Annotated in this window: 17 protein-coding genes; 14 read left to right on the top strand and 3 right to left on the bottom strand. The window is 67.2% G+C overall.

Annotation, left to right across the window (positions count from 1 at the left end; genetic code table 11):
* Positions 1-16 precede the first annotated feature (16 nt).
* From FA90_RS11605 to FA90_RS11585, 5 genes are all read left to right on the top strand, one after another.
* The gene (locus FA90_RS11605) at positions 17-2,872 is read left to right on the top strand and encodes a 2-oxoglutarate dehydrogenase E1 component (protein ID WP_036168861.1); all 2,856 of its coding nucleotides are present in this window, start codon (positions 17-19) and stop codon (positions 2,870-2,872) included.
* An 81-nt stretch (positions 2,873-2,953) separates the two neighbouring features.
* Positions 2,954-4,252 (top strand): 2-oxoglutarate dehydrogenase complex dihydrolipoyllysine-residue succinyltransferase, encoded by a 1,299-nt coding sequence (gene odhB / locus FA90_RS11600; RefSeq protein WP_036168858.1) that lies wholly within the window; start codon positions 2,954-2,956, stop codon positions 4,250-4,252.
* A gap of 60 nt (positions 4,253-4,312) precedes the next feature.
* Complete coding sequence (gene lpdA, locus FA90_RS11595) at positions 4,313-5,752, top strand: dihydrolipoyl dehydrogenase (RefSeq protein ID WP_036168856.1); 1,440 nt, start codon at positions 4,313-4,315, stop codon at positions 5,750-5,752.
* Between the two features lie 94 nt (positions 5,753-5,846).
* Positions 5,847-6,944, top strand: a complete 1,098-nt coding sequence (gene zapE, locus FA90_RS11590; protein ID WP_036168854.1) for a cell division protein ZapE — start codon at positions 5,847-5,849, stop codon at positions 6,942-6,944.
* A gap of 47 nt (positions 6,945-6,991) precedes the next feature.
* Complete coding sequence (locus FA90_RS11585) at positions 6,992-7,690, top strand: hypothetical protein (protein WP_036168853.1); 699 nt, start codon at positions 6,992-6,994, stop codon at positions 7,688-7,690.
* Positions 7,691-7,730: 40 nt separating this feature from the next.
* Here the strand turns inward: FA90_RS11585 and FA90_RS11580 are convergent, their stop codons facing one another.
* Positions 7,731-8,528, bottom strand: a complete 798-nt coding sequence (locus tag FA90_RS11580; protein ID WP_036168851.1) for a PP2C family serine/threonine-protein phosphatase — start codon at positions 8,526-8,528, stop codon at positions 7,731-7,733.
* 150 nt (positions 8,529-8,678) lie between these two features.
* Here FA90_RS11580 and FA90_RS11575 point away from each other — a divergent pair, with 150 nt between their 5' ends.
* Entirely contained in the window at positions 8,679-8,879 is a 201-nt protein-coding gene (locus FA90_RS11575; protein WP_036168848.1) for a YdcH family protein, read from the top strand.
* A 65-nt stretch (positions 8,880-8,944) separates the two neighbouring features.
* The gene (locus tag FA90_RS11570) at positions 8,945-11,071 is read left to right on the top strand and encodes an ATP-dependent DNA helicase (protein WP_036168847.1); all 2,127 of its coding nucleotides are present in this window, start codon (positions 8,945-8,947) and stop codon (positions 11,069-11,071) included.
* A gap of 15 nt (positions 11,072-11,086) precedes the next feature.
* Here FA90_RS11570 and FA90_RS11565 read toward each other — a convergent pair whose 3' ends face one another.
* Positions 11,087-11,332, bottom strand: coding sequence for a hypothetical protein (locus tag FA90_RS11565; RefSeq protein WP_036168845.1), 246 nt, complete (start codon positions 11,330-11,332; stop codon positions 11,087-11,089).
* Positions 11,333-11,519: 187 nt separating this feature from the next.
* Here FA90_RS11565 and FA90_RS11560 point away from each other — a divergent pair, with 187 nt between their 5' ends.
* The 7 genes from FA90_RS11560 (at position 11,520) to rlmD (ending at position 18,685) form a co-directional block, all read left to right on the top strand.
* A complete protein-coding gene (locus tag FA90_RS11560) occupies positions 11,520-12,128 on the top strand; it encodes a toll/interleukin-1 receptor domain-containing protein (RefSeq protein ID WP_036168843.1) in 609 nt (202 codons plus the stop codon).
* Between the two features lie 8 nt (positions 12,129-12,136).
* Positions 12,137-13,390 (top strand): hypothetical protein, encoded by a 1,254-nt coding sequence (locus tag FA90_RS11555; RefSeq protein ID WP_051971721.1) that lies wholly within the window; start codon positions 12,137-12,139, stop codon positions 13,388-13,390.
* Positions 13,391-13,662: 272 nt separating this feature from the next.
* Positions 13,663-14,400 (top strand): 5'/3'-nucleotidase SurE, encoded by a 738-nt coding sequence (surE, locus tag FA90_RS11550; RefSeq protein WP_036168841.1) that lies wholly within the window; start codon positions 13,663-13,665, stop codon positions 14,398-14,400.
* Complete coding sequence (locus FA90_RS11545) at positions 14,397-15,266, top strand: protein-L-isoaspartate(D-aspartate) O-methyltransferase (protein ID WP_036168839.1); 870 nt, start codon at positions 14,397-14,399, stop codon at positions 15,264-15,266. Before surE ends, FA90_RS11545 begins: the two co-directional genes overlap by 4 nt.
* Positions 15,267-15,298: 32 nt before the next feature.
* On the top strand, positions 15,299-16,252 hold the full coding sequence (locus tag FA90_RS11540; protein ID WP_036168837.1) for a peptidoglycan DD-metalloendopeptidase family protein: 954 nt from the start codon (positions 15,299-15,301) through the stop codon (positions 16,250-16,252).
* A gap of 9 nt (positions 16,253-16,261) precedes the next feature.
* Positions 16,262-17,260, top strand: coding sequence for an RNA polymerase sigma factor RpoS (gene rpoS, locus FA90_RS11535; protein WP_051971720.1), 999 nt, complete (start codon positions 16,262-16,264; stop codon positions 17,258-17,260).
* Positions 17,261-17,269: 9 nt separating this feature from the next.
* Complete coding sequence (gene rlmD / locus FA90_RS11530; protein WP_081933798.1) at positions 17,270-18,685, top strand: 23S rRNA (uracil(1939)-C(5))-methyltransferase RlmD; 1,416 nt, start codon at positions 17,270-17,272, stop codon at positions 18,683-18,685.
* 28 nt (positions 18,686-18,713) lie between these two features.
* Here rlmD and FA90_RS25000 read toward each other — a convergent pair whose 3' ends face one another.
* Positions 18,714-21,344, bottom strand: a complete 2,631-nt coding sequence (locus FA90_RS25000) for an ATP-binding protein (protein ID WP_197065288.1) — start codon at positions 21,342-21,344, stop codon at positions 18,714-18,716.
* Positions 21,345-21,365: the final 21 nt, after the last annotated feature.

The following is a 21,365-nucleotide window of genomic DNA, read 5'->3' as shown; positions in this document are numbered from 1 at the left end:
AGAAAGGTGAGCAAGAATGATGCAGCAATACGAAGGCAACTCGTATCTGTTCGGCGGCAACGCGCCGTACGTGGAAGAGTTGTATGAAGCCTACCTGAACAATCCTGGTTCGGTCCCGGACAACTGGCGCGCCTATTTCGACGCCATGCAGCACATGCCGGCCGTGGACGGCTCGGCCCGCCCGGACGTCGCGCACAATTCCGTGATCGCCTCGTTCGCCGAGCGCGCCAAGCAAGGCCCGATCCGCACCGTGGTCGCCTCGCCGGACGCCGAACTCGGCCGCAAGCGCGTCGCCGTCACCCAGCTGATCGCCGCCTACCGCTACCTCGGCTCGCGCTGGGCCAACCTTGACCCGCTGCAGCGCCAGGAGCGTCCGCCGATCCCCGAGCTGGATCCGGCCTTCTACGGCTTCACCGAAGCCGACCTGGACACCAAATTCAACATCAGCAACACCTACTTCGGCCAGGAGACCGCTTCGCTGCGCGACCTGCTGAACATGTTGCGCGATACCTACTGCCGTTCGATCGGCGCTGAGTTCATGTACGTCAGCGACCCGACCGAGAAGCGCTGGCTGCAGGAGAAGCTCGAGTCGATCCGCTCGACCCCGACCTTCACCGCGGAAAAGAAAAAGCACATCCTCGAGCGCCTGACCGCGGCCGAAGGCCTGGAGCGCTACCTCCATACCAAGTACGTCGGCGCCAAGCGCTTCTCGCTGGAAGGCGGCGAATCGTTCATCGCCTCGATCGACGAAGTGATCCAGCGCGCCGGCGAGCACGGCGTGCAGGAAATCGTGATCGGCATGGCCCACCGCGGCCGCCTGAACGTGCTGGTCAACACCCTGGGCAAGTCGCCGGCCGACCTGTTCGAGGAATTCGAAGGCAAGCACGCCGATGACCTGCCGTCGGGCGACGTGAAATACCACCAGGGCTTCTCGAGCGACATCTCGACCGCCGGCGGCCCGGTGCACCTGTCGCTCGCCTTCAACCCGTCGCACCTCGAGATCGTCAACCCGGTCGTCGAAGGCTCGGTCAAGGCGCGCATGGACCGCCGCGGCGACCGCCAGGGCAAGGAAGTGCTGCCGATCCTGGTGCACGGCGACGCCGCCTTCATCGGCCAGGGCGTGGTCATGGAGACCCTGAACCTGGCCCAGACGCGCGGCTACGGCACCGGCGGCACCGTCCACATCGTCATCAACAACCAGATCGGCTTCACCACCTCGGACCCGCGCGACGCCCGTTCGACGCTGTATTGCACCGACGTGGTCAAGATGATCGAAGCGCCGGTGCTGCACGTGAACGCCGACGATCCGGAAGCGGTCGTGCTGGCCTCGCAGCTGGCGATGGACTACCGCACCGAGTTCCACAAGGACATCGTCGTCGACGTCATCTGCTACCGCAAGCTGGGCCACAACGAGCAGGACACCCCGGCCCTGACCCAGCCGCTGATGTACAAGAAGATCGCCAAGCACCCGGGCACCCGCAAGCTGTACGCCGACAAGCTGTCCGCCCAGGGCACGATCGCGGCCGACGGCGGCGACGCGCTGGTGGCCGCCTACCGCGCCGCGATGGACGAGGGCAAGACCACGACCGATCCGGTCCTGACCGACTTCAAGAACAAGTACGCCGTCGACTGGGCGCCGTTCCTGAACAAGAAGTGGACCGACGCCGCCGACACCGCCGTCCCGCTGACCGAGCTGAAACGCCTGTCGCAGCGCATCACGACCGTGCCGGAAAACTTCAAGCTGCACTCGCTGGTCGAGAAAGTGCTGGCCGACCGCGCCAAGATGGGCCAGGGCGAGCTGAACCTCGACTGGGGCATGGGCGAACACTTGGCCTACGCATCGCTGCTGGCCTCGGGCTATGCGATCCGCCTGTCGGGCCAGGACGCCGGCCGCGGCACCTTCGTGCACCGCCACGCCGTGCTGCACGACCAGAACCGCGAGCGCTGGGACCAGGGCATCTACCTGCCGCTGGCCAACGTGTCGGAAAACCAGGCGCACTTCACCGTGATCGACTCCGTGCTGTCGGAAGAGGCGGTGCTGGGCTTCGAATACGGCTACTCGACCGCCGAGCCGAACACCCTGACCATCTGGGAAGGCCAGTTCGGCGACTTCGCCAACGGCGCCCAGGTCGTGATCGACCAGTTCATCGCCTCGGGCGAAGTCAAGTGGGGCCGCGCTTCGGGCCTGGTGATGATGCTGCCGCACGGCTATGAAGGCCAGGGTCCGGAGCACTCGTCGGCGCGCATCGAGCGCTTCCTGCAGCTGTCGGCCGACCACAACATGCAAGTCGTGCAGCCGACCACGGCCGCGCAGATCTTCCACCTGCTGCGCCGCCAGATGGTGCGCCAGTTCCGCAAGCCGCTGATCATCTTCACGCCGAAGTCGCTGCTGCGTAACAAGGACGCCGGCTCGTCGCTGAACGACCTGGCCAAGGGCGGCTTCCAGACCGTGATCCCGGAACTGGACGACAAGATCGACGCCAACAAGGTCAAGCGCGTGATCGCCTGCTCGGGCAAGGTCTACTACGACCTGGTCAACGCACGCAAGACCCGCGGCGTGACCGACACGGCCATCATCCGTATCGAGCAGCTGTATCCGTTCCCGCACAAGGCCTTCGGCGCCGAACTGAAAAAGTTCCCGAACGCGACCGAAGTGGTGTGGGCGCAGGACGAGCCGCAGAACCAGGGTCCGTGGTTCCAGATCCAGCACAACATCTTCGAAAGCATGGAAGCGGGCCAGCGCCTGGCGTACGCCGGCCGTCCCGCTTCCGCCGCCCCGGCCGTCGGTTACTCCGACAAGCACGTGGCGCAGCAGAAGGAGTTGCTGGATACCGCGTTCTCGAAGCTCAAGGGTTTCGTCCTGACCAAGTAACGGACCAGTCCCATGACGGCCCCGCGTGCGAACGCGCGCGCGGGGTCCTTTGCACAGAAAAATTACGGAGTTAATCTCAAAATGGCACAAATCGAAGTCAAGGTCCCCCAGTTGTCGGAATCGGTCGCCGAAGCGACCCTGCTGTCGTGGCATAAGAAAGTCGGCGAAGCCGTCTCGCGCGACGAAAACATGATCGACATCGAGACCGACAAGGTGGTCCTCGAACTGCCGGCCCCGTCGGCCGGCGTGATCGTCCAGATCATCAAGAACGACGGCAGCACCGTCGTCTCGGGTGAGACCATCGCGATCATCGATACCGAAGCCTCGGCCCAGACCAGCCCGATCGCCATCACCTCGGCGCCGGTGCAGCAAGCCGCCCCGGCCACCGCCGCAGCCCCGACCGCGGGTTCGGGCGGCGCCAAGGCCGACATCGCCATGCCGTCGGCCGCCAAGATCCTGGCCGACAACAACATGACGCCGCAGGACGCCACCGGCAGCGGCCGCGACGGCCGCGTGACCAAGGGCGACGCGATCGCCGCCGTGGCCAACAAGGGCGCCGTGCCGGCCCCGGCCGCGCCGGGTTCGACCGCATCGACGCCCGCCGCTCCGGCCCCGCTGCAGCAGCAAGCCCCGAAAGCCGCGCTGCCGCAAGTCGCCGCGCCAAGCGTCAACCTGGGTGACCGTCCGGAAGAGCGCGTGCCGATGAGCCGCCTGCGCGCCCGTATCGCCGAGCGCCTGCTGCAGTCGCAGTCGACCAACGCGATCCTGACCACCTTCAACGAAGTCAACATGGCCCCGGTCATGGAGATGCGCGCCAAGTACAAGGACAAGTTCGAGAAAGAGCACGGCGTCAAGCTGGGCTTCATGTCCTTCTTCGTCAAGGCCGCCGTCGCCGCACTGAAGAAGTACCCGATCCTGAACGCCTCGGTCGACGGCAACGACATCGTCTACCACGGCTACTTCGACATCGGTATCGCCGTCGGCTCGCCGCGCGGCCTGGTGGTGCCGATCCTGCGCAACGCCGACCAGATGTCGATCGCCGAGATCGAGAAGAAGATCGGCGAATTCGGCCAGAAAGCCAAGGACGGCAAGCTGACCCTGGAAGACCTGACCGGCGGCACCTTCTCGATCTCGAACGGCGGCACCTTCGGCTCGATGCTGTCGACCCCGATCATCAACCCGCCGCAGTCGGCGATCCTGGGCGTGCACGCCACCAAGGACCGCGCCGTGGTCGAGAACGGCCAGATCGTGATCCGCCCGATGAACTACCTGGCGATGTCGTACGACCACCGCATCATCGACGGCCGCGAAGCCGTGCTGGGCCTGGTCGCGATGAAGGATGCGCTGGAAGATCCGGCCCGCCTGCTGCTCGACCTGTAATTAATAAGAATCCGCCGCCCCGGCGCGCGCCGGGGCGGCGGAAAAAAAGGAATTCGATAAATGAGCACCGAAAAACAATTTGACGTCGTCGTGATCGGCGGCGGTCCCGGCGGCTACGTGGCCGCCATCCGCGCGGCGCAACTGGGCTTCAAGACCGCCTGCATCGACGAGTGGCAGAACACCAAGGGCGGCCCGGCACTGGGCGGCACCTGCACCAACGTCGGCTGCATCCCGTCCAAGGCGCTGCTGCAGTCGTCCGAGCACTTCGAGCACGCCGGCCACGCGTTCAAGGAACACGGCATCAACGTGTCGGGCCTCGAACTCGACCTGGCGCAGATGCTCAAGCGTAAGGATGGCGTGGTCAAGGCCAACAACGACGGCATCGTCTACCTGTTCAAGAAGAACAAGGTCACCTTCTTCCACGGCCGCGGCACCTTCGCCGGCAAGGCCGAGGGCGATGGCGGCTACACCATCAACGTCTCGGGCCCGAGCACCGACTCGATCACCGCCAAGAACGTGATCGTCGCCACCGGCTCGAACGCGCGCGAACTGCCGGGCGCGGAATTCGACGAGAAGCTGATCCTGTCGAACACCGGCGCACTGGCGATCGACGGCGTACCGGCGCGCCTGGGCGTGATCGGCGCCGGCGTGATCGGCCTGGAGATGGGTTCCGTGTGGCGCCGCCTGGGCGCGCAGGTCACCGTGCTGGAAGGCCTGCCGACCTTCCTGGGCGCGGTCGACCAGCAGATCGCCAAGGAAGCGCACAAGGCCTTCGTCAAGCAGGGCCTGGCGATCCACCTGGGCGTGAAGATCGGTTCGATCACCAAGGGCGCCAACGACGTCACCGTCGAATACGCCGATGCCACCGGCGCGGCGCAGACCGTGACGTTCGACCGCCTGATCGTCTCGATCGGCCGCGTGCCGAACACCAATGGCCTGGGCGTCGAAACCGTCGGCCTGCAGCTCGACGAGCGCGGCTTCATCGGCGTCGACGGCGAATGCCGCACCAACCTGCCGGGCGTGTGGGCGGTCGGCGACGTGGTGCGCGGCCCGATGCTGGCGCACAAGGCGGAAGAAGAGGGCGTCGCGGTTGCCGAGCGCATCGCCGGCCAGCACGGCCACGTCAACTTCGACACCATCCCGTGGGTGATCTACACCTCGCCGGAAATCGCCTGGGTCGGCAAGACCGAAGAGCAGCTCAAAGCCGCGGGCGTGGCCTACAAGGCCGGCTCGTTTCCGTTCATGGCCAACGGCCGTGCGCGCGCGCTGGGCGACACCACCGGCATGGTCAAGGTCATCGCCGATGCGACCACCGACGAGATCCTCGGCGTGCACATGGTCGGCCCGGTCGTCTCCGAGCTGATCTCGGAAGCCGTGGTCGCGATGGAGTTCAAGGCCGCCGCCGAAGACATCGCCCGCATCTGCCACGCGCACCCGACCCTGTCGGAAGCCACCAAGGAAGCCGCGCTCGCCGTCGACAAGCGTTCGCTGAACTTCTAAAAGCAGTACGAAGGCGCCTTGCGGCGCCTGCCGGGTGGGGTGATCGATGCCTTGCATCGCTCACCCCATCCTGCGTTAACATCCCAGACACGCCATGAACGTCCAAGAGTACTACCAGCACGCGCTGACCGAGCGCGGTTTCAAGTCGGATGCGGCGCAGCAGCGCGCCGTCGACCGCCTGCAGCAAGCCTACGACGACTGGGTCACCTACAAGGCGCAGCGCTCGTCCGCGTTCAAGCGCCTGATCAACCGTCCCGACGTCCCGCGCGGCGTCTACATGTGGGGCGGGGTGGGGCGCGGCAAGTCCTTCCTCATGGACAGCTTCTACTCGGTGGTGCCGGTGGTGCGCAAGACGCGCCTGCACTTCCACGAATTCATGCGCGCGGTGCACCGCCAGCTCGACGAGCTGAAAAACATGGAAGACCCGCTGCTCGAGGTCGCCAAGCGCATCGCCAAGAAGTACCGCCTGATCTGCTTCGACGAATTCCACGTCAACGACGTGGCCGACGCGATGATCATGTACAACCTGCTGGGCGCCCTGTTCGAGCACGGCGTATCGTTCGTGATGACCTCGAACTACGATCCCGACAAGCTGTACCCGGACGGCCTGCACCGCGACCGCATGCTGCCGACCATCGCGCTGATCAAGGAAAAGCTGGACGTCATGAACGTCGACGCCGGCATCGACTACCGCCACCGCGCGCTGGAGCAGGTGCAGGCCTACTACACGCCGCTGAACGCCGCCGCCGACCACGAGCTGCGCGACGCCTACGCGAAAGTCGCCGACACCGCCGACGAAGACCCGCGCGTGAACATCGAACACCGCGAGCTGCGCGCCCTGCGCCGCGCCGGCGGCGTGATCTGGTTCGACTTCGCCACGCTGTGCGGCGGCCCGCGCTCGCAGAACGACTATCTCGAGCTGGCCAGCCAGTTCCACACCGTGATCCTGTCCGCTGTGCCGCGCATGTCGGCGTCGATGTCGTCCGAGGCGCGCCGCTTCACCTGGCTGATCGACGTGTTCTACGACCACAAGGTCAAGCTGATCATGTCGGCCGAGGTCGAGCCCGAGCAGCTCTACACCCAGGGTGCGATGTCGAACGAGTTCCACCGTACCGTCTCGCGTATCATTGAGATGCAGTCGCGTGCATACATGCTGGCCCAGCGCCGCGGCGCCGCCGATTCGCTGGCCTGATGGCTTGCGTCATGCGCACGACCCGCAAAGCCCATCAAGAGGACCTTATGAAAAATCAACCCATTCCGTGCCGCCTGCTGTCCGGCGCCGTCGCCGTCGCCGCGCTGGCGCTGCTGGCGGCCTGCGGCAGCGCCCCGGTCGTGGCCAAGGACCCGGTGCTGCCGCCGATCACCTCGAGCGCCCAGGCCGAGCGCCAGCTGGCCGAGGTCGCGCGCGAGCGCGCGGCGATCGAAGCGCGCTTCGTCGAGCGCCAGCGCGTGTGCTACACCAAGTTCTTCGTCAACAATTGCCTGGATGAGGCCAAGGAACACCACCGCACCGCGCTCGCCGCCCAGCGCGCGCTCGAGGTACAGGCCGCGCACTACCAGCGCGAGGCCACCGTCGAGGAGCGCGACCGCCAGATGGCCGAGGCCGAGCAGCGCTACCGGGAAAACGAGGCGAAGATCGCCGCCCAGCCGCCCAAGGCGCCGCCGACCGTCAAGCCGGAACCGCCTGCGCGCACGCCGATCGCACCGGCGCGCATCGCCCAGCGCGACGCGCGCCTGAAGGCCGAGCAACAGCAGGAAGCGGCGGACGCCGGCAAGCGCGCCCAGAACGTGCGCGATCTCGAAGCGCGCAAGGCCGATGCGGCCGAGCGCCAGCGCAGCGTGGCCCAGCGCAAGGCCGACAAGGCCGCCAAGGATGCGAAGGACGCCGCCGACAAGGCCAAGGCGGCGCAGGACGCCGCGGCCAAGCCGCAGCAGTAAGCCGGCCGCGCGCGGTTCGAACCGCCGGCCGGGTCGGACGCTAGATGATGCGTCGGACCGCGCCCGGCTCGCCCGCATCCTGGGCCGGCCTGGCCAGCTTGATCACGGCCATGCTGCAGTTGCCGCCCTTGCCCTGCGAGCGCTCGGCCGCCTTGTTGATCAGCATCTCGGAGGCCTGGCGCGGCGTCCCGCGCGAGGTGGCGGCGCCGAGTTCGGCGTCGGTGAAGAAATGCCACAGGCCGTCCGAACACAACAGGAAGACATCGCCGGCCGCCAGGCCGCTCTGGTGGCCGACGGTGACGAACGGGTCCTTGCGACTATTGCCCAGCAGATTGACCAGCAGCTTCGATTTGCGGTGGTTGCGCGCCGCGTCCGGCGGCAGGCGGTCGCTCGCGACCAGGTGCTCGACGTAGGCCGCGTCACCGGTGCGCGCCTTGCACTCGCCGGCGTGGAAGTGGTACAGGCGCGAATCGCCGACGTGGGCCCAGACCGCCTCGCCGTGCGGGCTGAGGATCAGGCCGACGAAACTGGCCAGGGCCTGCTTGTCCGTCGTCACGGCGTTCATGTTGATGACCAGGTGGGTTTCCTGGACGATGTCGCGCAGCACCTGCTCGAGCCGCTGCAGCGTGGGCCGGTCGCCCGGCTTGAAATCATCGAACACCTGCTTGGCAGTGTGCAGCACCTGCTCGGCGCCGGCGCTCGCGGCGACGCCGTCGGACAGCACCGCCAGCACGTAGCCGGGCGCGCGCGCGCCCGTCATCAGGGCGACGCGGTCGTTCTGCTGGGGCCGGTTGCCGATGTGCTGCGCGGTTCCCGCTTCAATCTTGTATGAACTCATAAACGTGGCTTTCCGATACCCGCATGCCGAACTTTGTTGGCGGCAACGTCGGCGTAGATTAAACTATGCACTGATTTATGCCGGACTTGCAAGGCGTAACTGTTGCAGGCCGTACAGCTCATCCTTCCTCTCTCACCCCAAATACCGAATATGATCGACGTCCAGGAGATCCAGCGCCGCATTATTGAACTCGACGTGGAACACCGCGACCTCGACGCTGTCATAGACATGCTGACCCGTGACGGTCACACCGACCAATTGCAGCTGCGCCGTCTGAAGAAGCGCAAGCTGCAATTGAAAGACCACATCACACTGCTGAAGATGCAGCTGGTGCCGGACGTGCCGGCTTGATGCCGCTGCTTTGCCATGTGCGCGTTTCTTTGCAGTTTCTTTCGCAGTTTCAATTTGCATAAGCTTTGACCGACCATCTCCCCGTGCCCGGCGTGCGCGCCGACGAGCCTATTCCCACCGACGCGGCCGCGACTGACGTTACCGACCCCAACGCGCCCGCACCCGGTAAATACGACGACGAAGTCGAGCGCATCTTCGGCGCCGGCGGCCCGCTCGCGCCCGCGGTCGGCAGCTTCAAGCCGCGCACTTCGCAGACCGAAATGGCCAAGGCGATCGCGCACGCGATGAGCACCCAGGGCACCCTGATCGCCGAGGCCGGCACCGGCACCGGCAAGACCTTCGCCTACCTGGTGCCGGCGCTGCTGTGGGGCGGCAAGACCATCATCTCGACCGGCACCAAGAACTTGCAGGACCAGCTGTTCCTGCGCGACATCCCGAACGTGCGCCAGGCGCTGCGCGCGCCGGTCTCGGTCGCGCTGCTGAAAGGCCGCGCCAACTACGTCTGCCATTTCAACCTCGAGCGCACGCTGCAGAACGGCCGCCTGACCTCGCGCGACGACGTCGGCCACCTGCGCGAAATCTCGCGCTTCCTCAAAATGACCAGCTCGGGCGACAAGGCCGAGCTGACCAAGGTACCCGAAACCGCGTCCGTGTGGAACCTGGTGACCTCGACGCGCGAGACCTGCGTCGGCCAGGAGTGCCAGTACTACCAGGATTGCTTCGTGATGAAGGCGCGCCGCGAAGCCCAGCAGGCCGACGTGGTCGTGGTCAACCACCACCTGTTCTTCGCCGACGTCGCGCTGAAAGAAGGCGGCATGGCCGAGCTGCTGCCGGCCGCCAACACCATCGTGTTCGACGAGGCGCACCAGCTGCCGGAAGTGGCCACCCTGTTCTTCGGCACCTCGGTCTCGACCGGCCAGGTGCTGGAGCTGTGCCGCGACGTGCTGGCCGAAGGCCTGGCGCACGCGCGCGGCGGCCCGGACTGGGCCAAGGTCGTGATGGTGGTCGAAAAGGCCACGCGCGACCTGCGCCTGACCTTCCCGGAAGGCGGCACGCGCATGTCGTTGCCGCAGATCCCGCCGTCGTCGCCGTTCTTCGCGGCCCTGGACAAGGTGAAGGAAGAACTCGAAGGCCTGGTCGACGTGCTGGAGGAAAACGCCGAGCGCGCCGAAACGCTCGAGCAGTGCCGCGTGCGCGCGGTCGAGATCCTGGAGATGTTCAAGGCCTGGAAGCCGGAGCCGCCCAAGACCAGGGAACAGCGCGAAAAAGCCAAGGCGGACGGCGACTACGGCGAATTCGGCGGCGCCGACGCGGTGCTGTGGGTCGAGGCCTTCGCCTCGTCGCTGCAGCTGCACAAGACGCCGCTGTCGATCGCGCCGATCTTCGCCGGCCAGCGCGCCGGCGTCCCGCGCAGCTGGATCTTCACCTCGGCCACGCTGGCGGTGAAGAACGACTTCAAGCATTTCACCGCGCAGATGGGCATGAGCGGCGAGCCGGCGCGCACCTGGCCGAGCCCGTTCAACTACGGCGAGCAGGGCATCCTGTACGTGCCGACCGGCCTGCCCGAGCCGAACACCATGGGCTACACCGACGCCGTGGTCGACATGGCGCTGCCGGTGATCGAGGCAGCCGGCGGGCGCTGCTTCTTCCTGTGCACGACGATCCGCGCCGTCAACCGCGTGGCCGAGCGCCTGCGCGAGGAATTCGCCGCGCGCGGCCTGGAATTTCCGCTGTTCGTGCAGGGCGAGCGCGGCCGCACCGAGCTGCTCGATTCGTTCCGCAAGGCCGGCAACGCCGTGCTGGTCGGCAGCCAGAGCTTCTGGGAAGGCGTCGACGTGCGCGGCGAGGCCCTGTCGCTGGTCATCATCGACAAGCTGCCGTTCGCCCCGCCGGACGACCCGGTGCTGGCGGCGCGCATCGAAGTGATGGAAAAGCGCGGCATGAACGGCTTCATGCACCACACGCTGCCGGAAGCGATCATCAACCTGAAGCAGGGCGCCGGCCGCCTGATCCGCGACGTCGACGACCGCGGCGTGCTGATGCTGTGCGACCCGCGCGTAATCAGCAAGCCCTATGGCCGGCGCATCTGGCAGAGCCTGCCGCCGTTCAAGCGCACGCGCGTGCAGGCCGAGGTGATCGAGTTCTTCAAAAGCGGCAGCGCCGCCGGGCAGGACGGCAACGCCGCCGACTGATCGGCGCGGCCTGGCCTAGGTGAGCGGCTTGCGGAAACGGTCGCCGTCGGGGTCGAGGTCGGGATGGCAGCGTACGACCGGACGCTGCAAATCCCACAAGTGGCCCATCAGCGTACCGAGCGCACGCAGCAGTTCCGAGCGCACGGGCTGCGGAAGCGGTCGGATCAGTGGATCAGCTTCGTTCATCGCGTCGCCCATGCGCCTTGCCAGCGCCATCAATTGTTGCGCCGTCTCGCGATCGATGCTGTTCGCGTTCGTCATCTTGTACCCTCCCGTTGCGCAAAGTCGATACGTTTGCCGATCGATCATGCGGCAAACTGCCGCGCCGATGGCGATGCGGGCGCGTCGGCGTGCCGCTTGTGCTCCCACAAAATGCAGGGTGAATGAATTGCTAAAGTCTTGAGGTCTTGGCTGCTGGTGCTCAGTGGCCGGAAAACAAGGAGGATCGATGGCGATTCGTTACGGCTGCTTCTTCAGCTATGCCCATGGCCGGCATGAGCTCATGCAGCGATTCAAGGCGACGCTGGCGGATGCGCTGCGCTGCTATCTCGAACCGTATTTCGACGACGAGAACGAGCTGTTCGTCGATACCGACCAGCTCGGCGGTGGCGACGACCTCGACCGCAAGATCGCGCGCGCGATGTGCGAGAGCGTCTGCATGATCCTGATCTACACCCCGAAATACGAAGCGCACGCCTACACGCGGCGCGAATACGCGGCCATGCGCGCGATCGAGGCCGAGCGCAGCAAGTGGTACGCCTTGCCCAGCCACCTGATCATCCCGGTCATCATGACCCATCACCCCGACCGGCTGCCGCCGCAGATCATCGAATCCACGTTCTACGTCGATTTCTCGCGCTTCACGATGGCCACCGCCGACCTCAAGTCGAACCCCGACTTCCTGCCCGATATCGACCGCATGGTCAGGCGCATCGTCACGCACTACCAGCTCCAGAAGAAAACCATGCCGCCGGACCATGATTGCAACCAATTCATCCTGCCCGATGTCCCACCGGCGTGGCGCGAGTTACCGAATCCGATCTTCCCCAAAAAATGAGGAGCCTTATGGACACCAACCGCATCACCGCTGGGCCGGCGCCGCAGGTCGGCCAGGTGACGACGTTCTATTCGTTCGACGGCGCGGGACCGCGCAGCCTGGCCGTGGCGATCGCCGCCGCCCTGCTGGCCGGACGCGACGCCAGGACGCCCGTGCTGATGATCGACTGGGATCTCGAAGCGCCGGGCCTGCACCAGCACTTCCCGCGCACGCACGAGGGGCGCGCGCGCGCCGGCGTGCTGGAGCTGTTCGAAGCCTGCCGCGACCGCCTGCGCGACAGCAGCCGCCCGCAAGCCGAGGACGCCGAGGCGCTGGCCGCCCGTGTCCTGGACGGGCTCGACTGGGACGCCTACATCGAGCGCATCGACGACAGCCGGCCCTTGTTCCTGATGCGCGCCGGACGCCTCGACGACAGCTACGGCGAGCGCGCCGGGCGGCTCGACTGGGACGCGCTGTTCTGCGCCTGCCCGGCGCTGTTCCGCACCTTCGCCTCGCACCTGACGCGGCGCTTCGGCCACGTGCTGATCGATTGCCGCGCCGGCCGCTCCGCCGCCACCAGCATCTGCACCGCATTGCTACCTGACAAGATGGTCGGACTGTTCACGCCCGACCCGCGCAGCCTGGAGGGCTTGCAGGGCGTGGTCGCGCGCGCGCTCGAGTACCGTTGCAGCCACGAGGACGAGCAGCGTCCGCTGCTGGTCTATCCGGTGCCGGCGCCGGTCGACGCCTGCACCGACGCCCGGCTGCGCTGGCGCTTCGGCGATGCGCAGCGCGGCCATGCGGGCTACCAGCCGCAGCTCGAAAAACTGCTGTGCGAATGCTATGGCCTGTGCAGCGTGTCGCTCGACAGCTACCTCGACGAGGTGATGCTGCCCCAGGTCGGCCTGGTCGGCATGGCGCCGCCGCTCGGGCGCGTCCATCCCGGCGAGCGCGAGCGGCTGGGCCCGGTGCGCAGCATCGAGGCGCTTCTCGAATGGGTGGAGCAGGGCCATTTCCCCTGGCGTCCGCTGGCCGAGGTGCGCCTGGTCGAGGCGGTCGAGGCCTTGCGCGCGCGCGCGGGCGACCCGCATGCGCCGGGGCTGGTGCGCGAGCTGGCCCGGCTCGGCCAGGCCTATCTCGGCCAGCAGGGCGAGCTCGAAGCCGCGCGCCGCATCGAACAGCACCTGATCGCGATCGAGGCCGGGCTGCACGCGATGGAGCCGCTGCGGCGCCACGGCGAGCCGGCCGGCGATGGCCGGGACGACCGGGTGTCGCGGCTCTAGCGCAGCAGCGCATACTGCGTGCATGCGTGCGCGCTGCGCTGACGCCGGGCCCGAGTGTGGCGCGGCCGCGACGGCCGTCCGTCGCAGTCACGCCCGCGCCGCCGCGTCTTCCCGACGGCAACCTGAGCGGGCGGCCGGCCTCGGCCGACGGTCCGTGGGCGTCCAGCCCGCGCCGGCGCGACAAGTGGCGGCTTGTCTGACTGGCACTGGTGAGCAATAAATGTGCAGGCGGGTTGGTGGCACTGGCCGTTGCTTCAGGTAAAATCGCACGCATGCGTATCCTTATCAGTAACGACGACGGCTACCTCGCCCCCGGCATCAATGCCCTGGCCGAAGCGCTAGCGGCGGTCGCTGACATCACGGTCGTCGCGCCCGAAGGCAATCGTTCGGGCGCTTCCAATTCGCTGTCGCTGGACCGGCCGCTCTCGGTGTCGAAGGCGGCGAATGGTTTCTATTTTGTCAACGGGACGCCGACCGATTGCGTACACATTGCCCTGACCGGCATGCTCGACACCTTGCCGGACCTGGTCGTTTCCGGCATCAACAATGGCCAGAACATGGGTGACGACACGCTGTATTCCGGCACCGTGGCGGCCGCGACCGAGGCTTTCCTGTTCGGCATTCCGGCGATCGCTTTTTCGCAAGTGCACGGCGGCTGGGCCGAAATCGAATCGGCGGCCCGTGTCGCGCGCGACATCGTGCTGCGCCGTTTCGATGCGCTTGACGCGCCGTTTTTATTGAACGTCAACATTCCGAACCTGCCTTACGAGCAGATGGGGCCGTTGACCCCGACCCGCCTGGGACGCCGCCACCAGTCCGAGCCGGTGGTGCGCGGCCACGATCCGCGCGGGCGCGAGATCTTCTGGATCGGCGCGCCCGGCGCCTGCCGCGATGCCGGCGAGGGCACCGATTTCCACGCCAGCGCCCGCGGCGAGGTGTCGATCACGCCGCTGCAGGTCGACCTGACGCATCGCGAGCAATTGTCCTCCCTTCGGAGCAGCCTGGAATGAGCGAAAAGCGCAGCACTTTCCCCCTGCCGCTGTCGTCGGTGACGGGCCCGGCCGGCCGCAAGCCCGCTGCGCCGGCGCCGGTCGCCACGCCGCAGACGGCGACCCAGAACGCGCGCTCCAACAGCCAGCCGCCGGCGCCGCGCGGTCCGGCCTACGTCGGCGCCGCGCCGGGCGGTCCCGGCAAGGCGCCGGCCCAGCCGCAGCCGCAGCAGACGCTGGCGCGCTCGGACCAGATGGCCACCGAAGCGCCGCGCCGCGCCATGGCTGCGCGCGTCGCCCGCCAGGGCGTCAAGGATGGCCAGGTGCTGGCCGCGCTCGAGACCGTGCCGCGCCACCTGTTCATCGAGCAGGCGATGTATGCCCAGGCGTACACCGACGTGTCGCTGCCGATCGGCCACAACCAGACGATTTCCCAGCCCTACATCGTGGGCCGCATGATCGAACTGCTCAAGGGCAGGGGCCCGCTGCGCCGCGTGCTCGAGATCGGCACCGGCTGCGGCTACCAGGCGGCGGTGCTGTCCTGCGTGGCGCAAGAGGTGTATTCGATCGAGCGCATCAAGCCTTTGCATGAGCTCGCCAAGTCCAATTTGCGCCCCTTGCGCATCGCCAATCTGCGCTTGCAGTACGGAGATGGTATGCTTGGCCTATCGCAAGTCGCGCCCTTCGACGGCATCATCCTTGCGGCGGCCGGGCTCGAGGTGCCACGCGCACTGCTCGAGCAGATGGCCATTGGCGCCCGTTTGGTGGCGCCCGTCGGCGCCCAGGTCCAGCACCTGCAGCGCATTATTCGCACCGGCACTTCGGAATGGACCAGCGAAACGCTGGAAAGCTGCCATTTCGTACCGCTGCGGCCAGGCACCGTTTGATGGTGCCAAGTTGTCGTAATAAATAAGAGAGAATGAAACCAACACCCCGCCTAGCCCTGCTGACCCTTTGTCTCGGACTCTTGTCCGCCTGCAGTACCGAGACCCGACAGGCGCCCATCGTCGACCGTCCCACCGCTTCGGCGCCCCGTTTCCGCCCGGTCACCCCAAGCACCCCGGCTGCCGACGACCTCAAGCCCGACGCGCGCGGCACCTACACCGTGCGCCGCGGCGACACCTTGCTGCGCATCGCCCTCGACCATGGCCAGAACTACCGCGACCTGATCGCCTGGAACAACCTGTCCGACCCGAACGACATCAAGGTCGGCCAGGTGCTGCGCGTGGCGCCGCTCGAGCGTGGCGCCGCCAATGGCAATGTGGCCAATGCGGCCAACGCCGCCGGCAGCGCCGCCGTGGTCACCTCGCCGATCAGCATGCCGGGCGCCGACAAGCCGGCCGCGCCGGCGCGCAAATCGGCCCCGCGCGGCGACAAGAAGCCGTACAACGAATCGAACCTGGCCGAACTGGAAAAGGGCGAGAATCCGAAAGCGGTGGACGTCATCAAGGCGGCCCCGCCGGGCGCACTGCCGGTCGGCAGCGCAGTCACCGCCAGCGACGACGAGAAGCTGAGCTGGATGTGGCCGTCCGACGGTCGCATCGTCGCCACCTTCGACGAAGGCAAGAACAAGGGCATCGACATCGCCGGCAAGATGGGCCAGCAGGTGATGGCGGCCGGATCGGGGAAAGTGATGTACGCCGGTAGCGGCATCCGTGGTTATGGTAATCTCGTGATCGTCAAGCACAGCAACAACCTGTTGTCGGCATACGCGCACAACCGCACGATCCTGGTCAAGGAAGGACAGACCGTCACCAAGGGCCAGGCGATTGCGGAAATGGGCGATTCCGATGCCGATACGGTCAAACTGCATTTCGAAATACGCCAGCAGGGCAAGCCGGTCGATCCGTCGAAGTTCCTGCCCAGCCGTTAGAGAAACCCGATGACGCTGCCGCCCGATCCGCTGGACAACGAAGCTCAGGATGAACCTGACGATGCGCTGGACGGCGGTGAGCCGGGCGAGGGCGGCGACGAGCGGGCCGAACTGCCCGACGGCGCCCCTGCCGAGGGCGTCGAAGAGCTCAAGAGCGTACTGCAGGCCGAACTCTCGACCGACGCCACCCAGCACTACCTGAACCGCATCGGCGCCAAGCCGCTGCTGTCGGCCGAGCAGGAAGTGCATTACGCGACGCGGGCCAAGGCCGGCGATTTTTCCGCGCGCCAGAAGATGATCGAGCACAATCTGCGGCTCGTGGTCTCCATTGCAAAACATTACATCAACCGCGGCGTGGTGCTGCTCGACCTGATCGAGGAAGGCAACATCGGCCTGATGCGCGCGATCGACAAGTTCGAGCCGGAGCGCGGTTTCCGCTTTTCGACCTATGCGACCTGGTGGATCCGCCAGAGCATCGAACGGGCGATCATGAACCAGGCGCGCACCGTGCGCCTGCCGGTGCACATGGTGCGCGAGTTGAACGGGGTGCTGCGCGCCAAATACCACCTCGAAGCCCAGCACCACGACGGCAAGGAAGCCAGCGCCGAGGACATCGCCAGCCTGGTCGGGCGCCCGGTCGAGGAAGTGCAGGACATCCTGGCGCTGTCCGAGCACGCCACCTCGCTCGACGCGCCGCTCGACAACGATCCCCAGACCAGCCTGATGGACATGCTGCCCGACGACGGCGACGTCAGCCCGGACGCGCATGCCGAGCAGCACGAGCTGAGCGTGCTGGTGCGCGACTGGCTGCAAAAGCTGCCGGACAAACAGCGCGTGGTCGTCATGCGCCGCTTCGGCCTGGACAACGACGACCCGGCCACGCTGGAAACCCTGGCCGAGGAGATGGGGGTGACGCGAGAGCGCGTGCGCCAGATCCAGCAGGAAGCCCTGGTCAAGCTGAAGCGGGCCATGGCCGCCCGTGGCGTCGTGCGCGATTCCTTGCTATGATCGCGGGCTATGCAAGAGACCTTCATCAACATCAAATCCCTCGACATGGACGCGCGCGGCGTCGGCCACCTCGAGAACGAGGACGGCAGCCCTGGTAAAGTGATCTTCGTCGAAGGCGCACTGCCGGGCGAACGCGTCAGCTTCGAAACCCTGCGCAAGAAAAAGAACTGGGAATCTGGCCGCATGGTCACGCTGCAAAAGGCGTCCAGCATGCGCGTCGAGCCGAAGTGCGAACACTTCTGGCACTGCGGCGGCTGCTCGATGCAGCACCTCGAACCGTCGGCCCAGGTGGCGATGAAGCAGCGCGTGCTGGAAGATAATCTCTGGCACATCGGCAAGACCCGCGCCGAAAACATCATGCGCCCGATGTACGGCCCGACCTGGGGCTACCGCTACCGCGCGCGCCTGTCGGTGCGCCACGTGGCCAAGAAGGGCGGCATGCTGGTCGGCTTCCACGAGCGCCATTCCAGCTACGTGGCCGACATGACCAACTGCTACATCGTGCCGCCGCACGTGGCCAAGATGCTGGTGCCGCTGCGCGAACTGGTCGCCAGCCTGTCGATCTACCAGCAGATGCCGCAGATCGAGCTGGCGGTGGGCGAAGAGAGCACCGTGCTGGTGCTGCGCATCATGGCCCCGCTGAGCGCGGCCGACGAGACGCTGGTCAAGGCGTTTGCCGACCAGTGGAACGTCGAATGGTGGCTGCAGCCGAAAGGCCCGGACAGCGCTTACCCGTACTATCCGAAACGCAAAGAGCTGTACTACACGCTGCCCGAGTTCGGCATCAGGATGCCGTTCAAGCCGACCGATTTTACCCAGGTCAACCACCAGATCAACCGCCTGCTGGTGGCCAAGGCGCTGCGCCTGCTCGAGGTCGAGAAAACCGATCGCGTGGCCGACCTGTTCTGCGGCCTGGGCAACTTCACGCTGCCGCTGGCGACGCAGGCGCGCGAGGTCGTGGGCATCGAAGGCAGCACCGCACTCACCACGCGCGCGCTGGAAAACGCCCGCGCCAACGGCCTGGACGGCAAGACCACGTTCTACACGCGCAACCTGTTCGAGGTGACGAAGGACGACCTGATCCAGCTTGGCAAGTTCGACCGCCTGCTGGTCGACCCGCCGCGCGACGGCGCCGTCGCGCTGGCCGTGGCGCTGGCCGAGCTGCGCCTGAGCCATCCGGAACTGCTGCCCAAGCGCATCGTCTACGTGTCGTGCAGCCCGTCGACGCTGGCGCGCGACGCCGGCATCCTGACCCACCGGGCCGGCTACAAGATGAGCAAGGCCGGCATCGCCAACATGTTCCCCCACACCTCGCACGTGGAATCGATCGGCGTGTTCGACCTGCTCGAGGATTTCGTACCGCGCGAGTTCGCCACGCCGCAGACCCAGGCCGCAGTCCAGTCCGATTCCCAGCCGGAAGCGTAATTACTGAGTAGTAATTGCTGCTCAGTTATTACCGCTCCGCCACCCGCGCCAGCAGCTCGAACAGGCTCGCCGGCTCGACCGGCTTGACGAAGTAGCGGTCGAAGCCGGCGTCCATCGCATGCGCCTGGTCCGATTGCTGGCCATAGCCGGTGATCGCGACCAGTGTCGCCTTGTCGCCGCCCGGCAGCTTGCGCAGGCGGCGCGCCAGTTCGTAACCGTTCATGCCCGGCAGGCCGATGTCGAGCAGATAGACGTCGAACGCCTGCTGCCCGGCGCGTGCCAGCGCGTCGAAGGGGTTGTGCGTCACCGTCACCGTATGCCCGCCGGATTCGAGCAGCAGGCCCAGGGTCTGCGCCGCATCGACGTTGTCGTCCACCAGCATCAGGTTCAATCCGCGCGCCTGGCTCGGCGCCGCGCCGTTGCCGGGCGCTGCGGGCGCCTGCACGTGCGTGTGAGCCTGCAGGCGCGGCAGGCGCACCGTGAATTCGCTGCCCATGTTGCGCCCTTCGCTGGCCGCGGTCACCATGCCGCCGTGCAGCTCGACCAGGCTCTTGACCAGCGCCAGGCCCAGGCCGAGGCCGCCCTGCGCGCGGTCGGGCGTGCGCTCGGCCTGCGAGAACAGGTCGAACACGGTCGGCAGCAGGTCGGCGGCGATGCCGATCCCGCTGTCGGAGACGCTGATCAGCACCTGCTCCGCGGTGGCGCCCAGCCAGACCGCCAGCCGGCCGCCTTCCGGCGTGTACTTGGCGGCGTTGTTGAGCAGGTTGGCCACGACCTGCACCAGTCGCTTGGTGTCGCCCTGGACGAACATCGGCGCGGCCGACAGGTGAACCGTCAGCTGGTGGCGACGCGCTTCGATCAGCGGGCGCACCTGCTCGACGGCGTCGTTGATGATGCGGCGCAGGTCGACTTCGTCGCGCGCCAGCACCACCAGCCCGCGCGTGACGCGCGAGACGTCCAGCAGGTCGTCGATCAGCCCGGTCATATGGGTCACCTGGCGCGCGATGATGGCGCTGGTGCGCGCCACCCGCGCGCCGTCCGGCACGCCCATGTTGAGCAGCTGGGCCGCGGCGGAAATCGGCGCCAGGGGATTGCGCAGCTCGTGCGCCAGCATCGCCAGGAACTCGTCCTTGCGGCGGTCGGCCAGGCGCAGCGCGTCCTCGGCGCGCACGCGCTCGACCGCGGTCCAGACACGCTCGGCGACGTCCTCGATCAGGCGCACGATGTCCGGGTTCCAGATGCGCGGCAGGTTGTCGTTGATGAACAGGCAGGAGGTCAGGGCGCCGTTGCGGTTCAGCGGCACCACCACCGACGAGCGGATCTGCAGCGCCGCGTAATTGGGCCAGGTGTCCGGACCGCCGGTGCGCGCATCCTGCTGCATGTCGTTGACCACCAGCGTACCCTGCGCCAGCGCGGCGAAGTTGGCGCTGCCGAACAGCGCGGTCGGGAAGGTGCCGGTCAGCTCGGACGTCATGCCGTCCGTGTAGTTCGAGTGGAAGGTGACGATGTGCTTGTCGGCGTCGTAGTCGCCGTACAGCACGCGGCTGGCCTGCAGGAAGCGGCCCAGCATGGCGCCGGTCTGCAGGAAGATCTGGCCCGGCTCGTCCAGGCGGCGCAGCAGGTCGGCCAGCTCGAGACGGAATTCGTTCATGTCGAGCAGCGTGGTCTGGCGCGCCACTGCGTCGCGCAGCGCCTGCTCGGCGCGCACCCGGTCGAGCGCTTCCCAGCTGCGCTCGGCGATGTCGGCCGCCAGGCGCTGGCTTTCCTCGTCCCAGTCGCGCGGCAGGCGCGCATAGCCGACCAGCGCCGCCTGCAGCTGGCCGCGGCGCACGCGCGGTACCACCAGGATCGCGCGTGCGCCGGCCGCCGCATAGCGTTCGCCGCGCTTGGGCAGGCGCGGGTCGAGCATCACGTCCTGCACCGCCAGCGGGGTGCCGGTGCGCAGCAGGGCCAGCGCCTGCGGACCGAAGTCGTCCAGGCGCGCGACCTTGCCGGCCAGCGGGGTGACGCGCTGGTCGCGCGCCCAGTCGTACTTGACCGTGAAGCCGGCTTCGGGCTCGTCGGTCTCGACGTAGCAGGCGTGCTCGAGCTCGAGGTGCTTGCCGAGCACCGTGCAGGCGCATTCGATGATGTCGGACGGGTGGTGCAGGCGGCGCAGGCTGTCGACCACCTGCAGCTGCACCGCGTGGCGCCGCTCGAGCTGCACGCGCGGCGTGGTTTCGCTGGTCACGCACAGTACGCCGCGCACCGCGCCGTCGTCGTCGCGCACCGGCGAGTAGGCCAGCGTGAACCAGCCGGGGGAGGTCTTGCCGTGGCGGTAGACCGGGCTCGGTACGTCTTCGCCGTAGATCGCGTGGCCGGACATGGCGCGTTCGACCAGCGGCTTCATGCCGGCCCACAGCGCGGGCCAGACCTCGGCCAGCGGCATGCCGAGCGCGCTCGGGGCGCGGCCGTCGAGCAGCGGGGCGAATGCGGCGTTGTAGAGGAAAGTGAGCTGCGGTCCCCAGGCCAGGTACATGGGGAATTCGGATTCGAGGATCAGGCTGGCTGCATGGCGAAGCGCCGCCGGCCAGGCTTCGGGTGGGCCGACGGAGGAGCCCGACCAGTCATGGACGTGGTAGCCCGCGCGCACGGCGCCGGCGCTAGCGAGGAGTTGCACGTCGTGCACTGCAGCCTGCAT

The sequence above is a fragment of the Massilia sp. 9096 genome (genome assembly GCF_000745265.1).
GTDB lineage: Bacteria > Pseudomonadota > Gammaproteobacteria > Burkholderiales > Burkholderiaceae_D > Telluria.
This window is presented reverse-complemented; position numbering and strand designations above follow the sequence as displayed.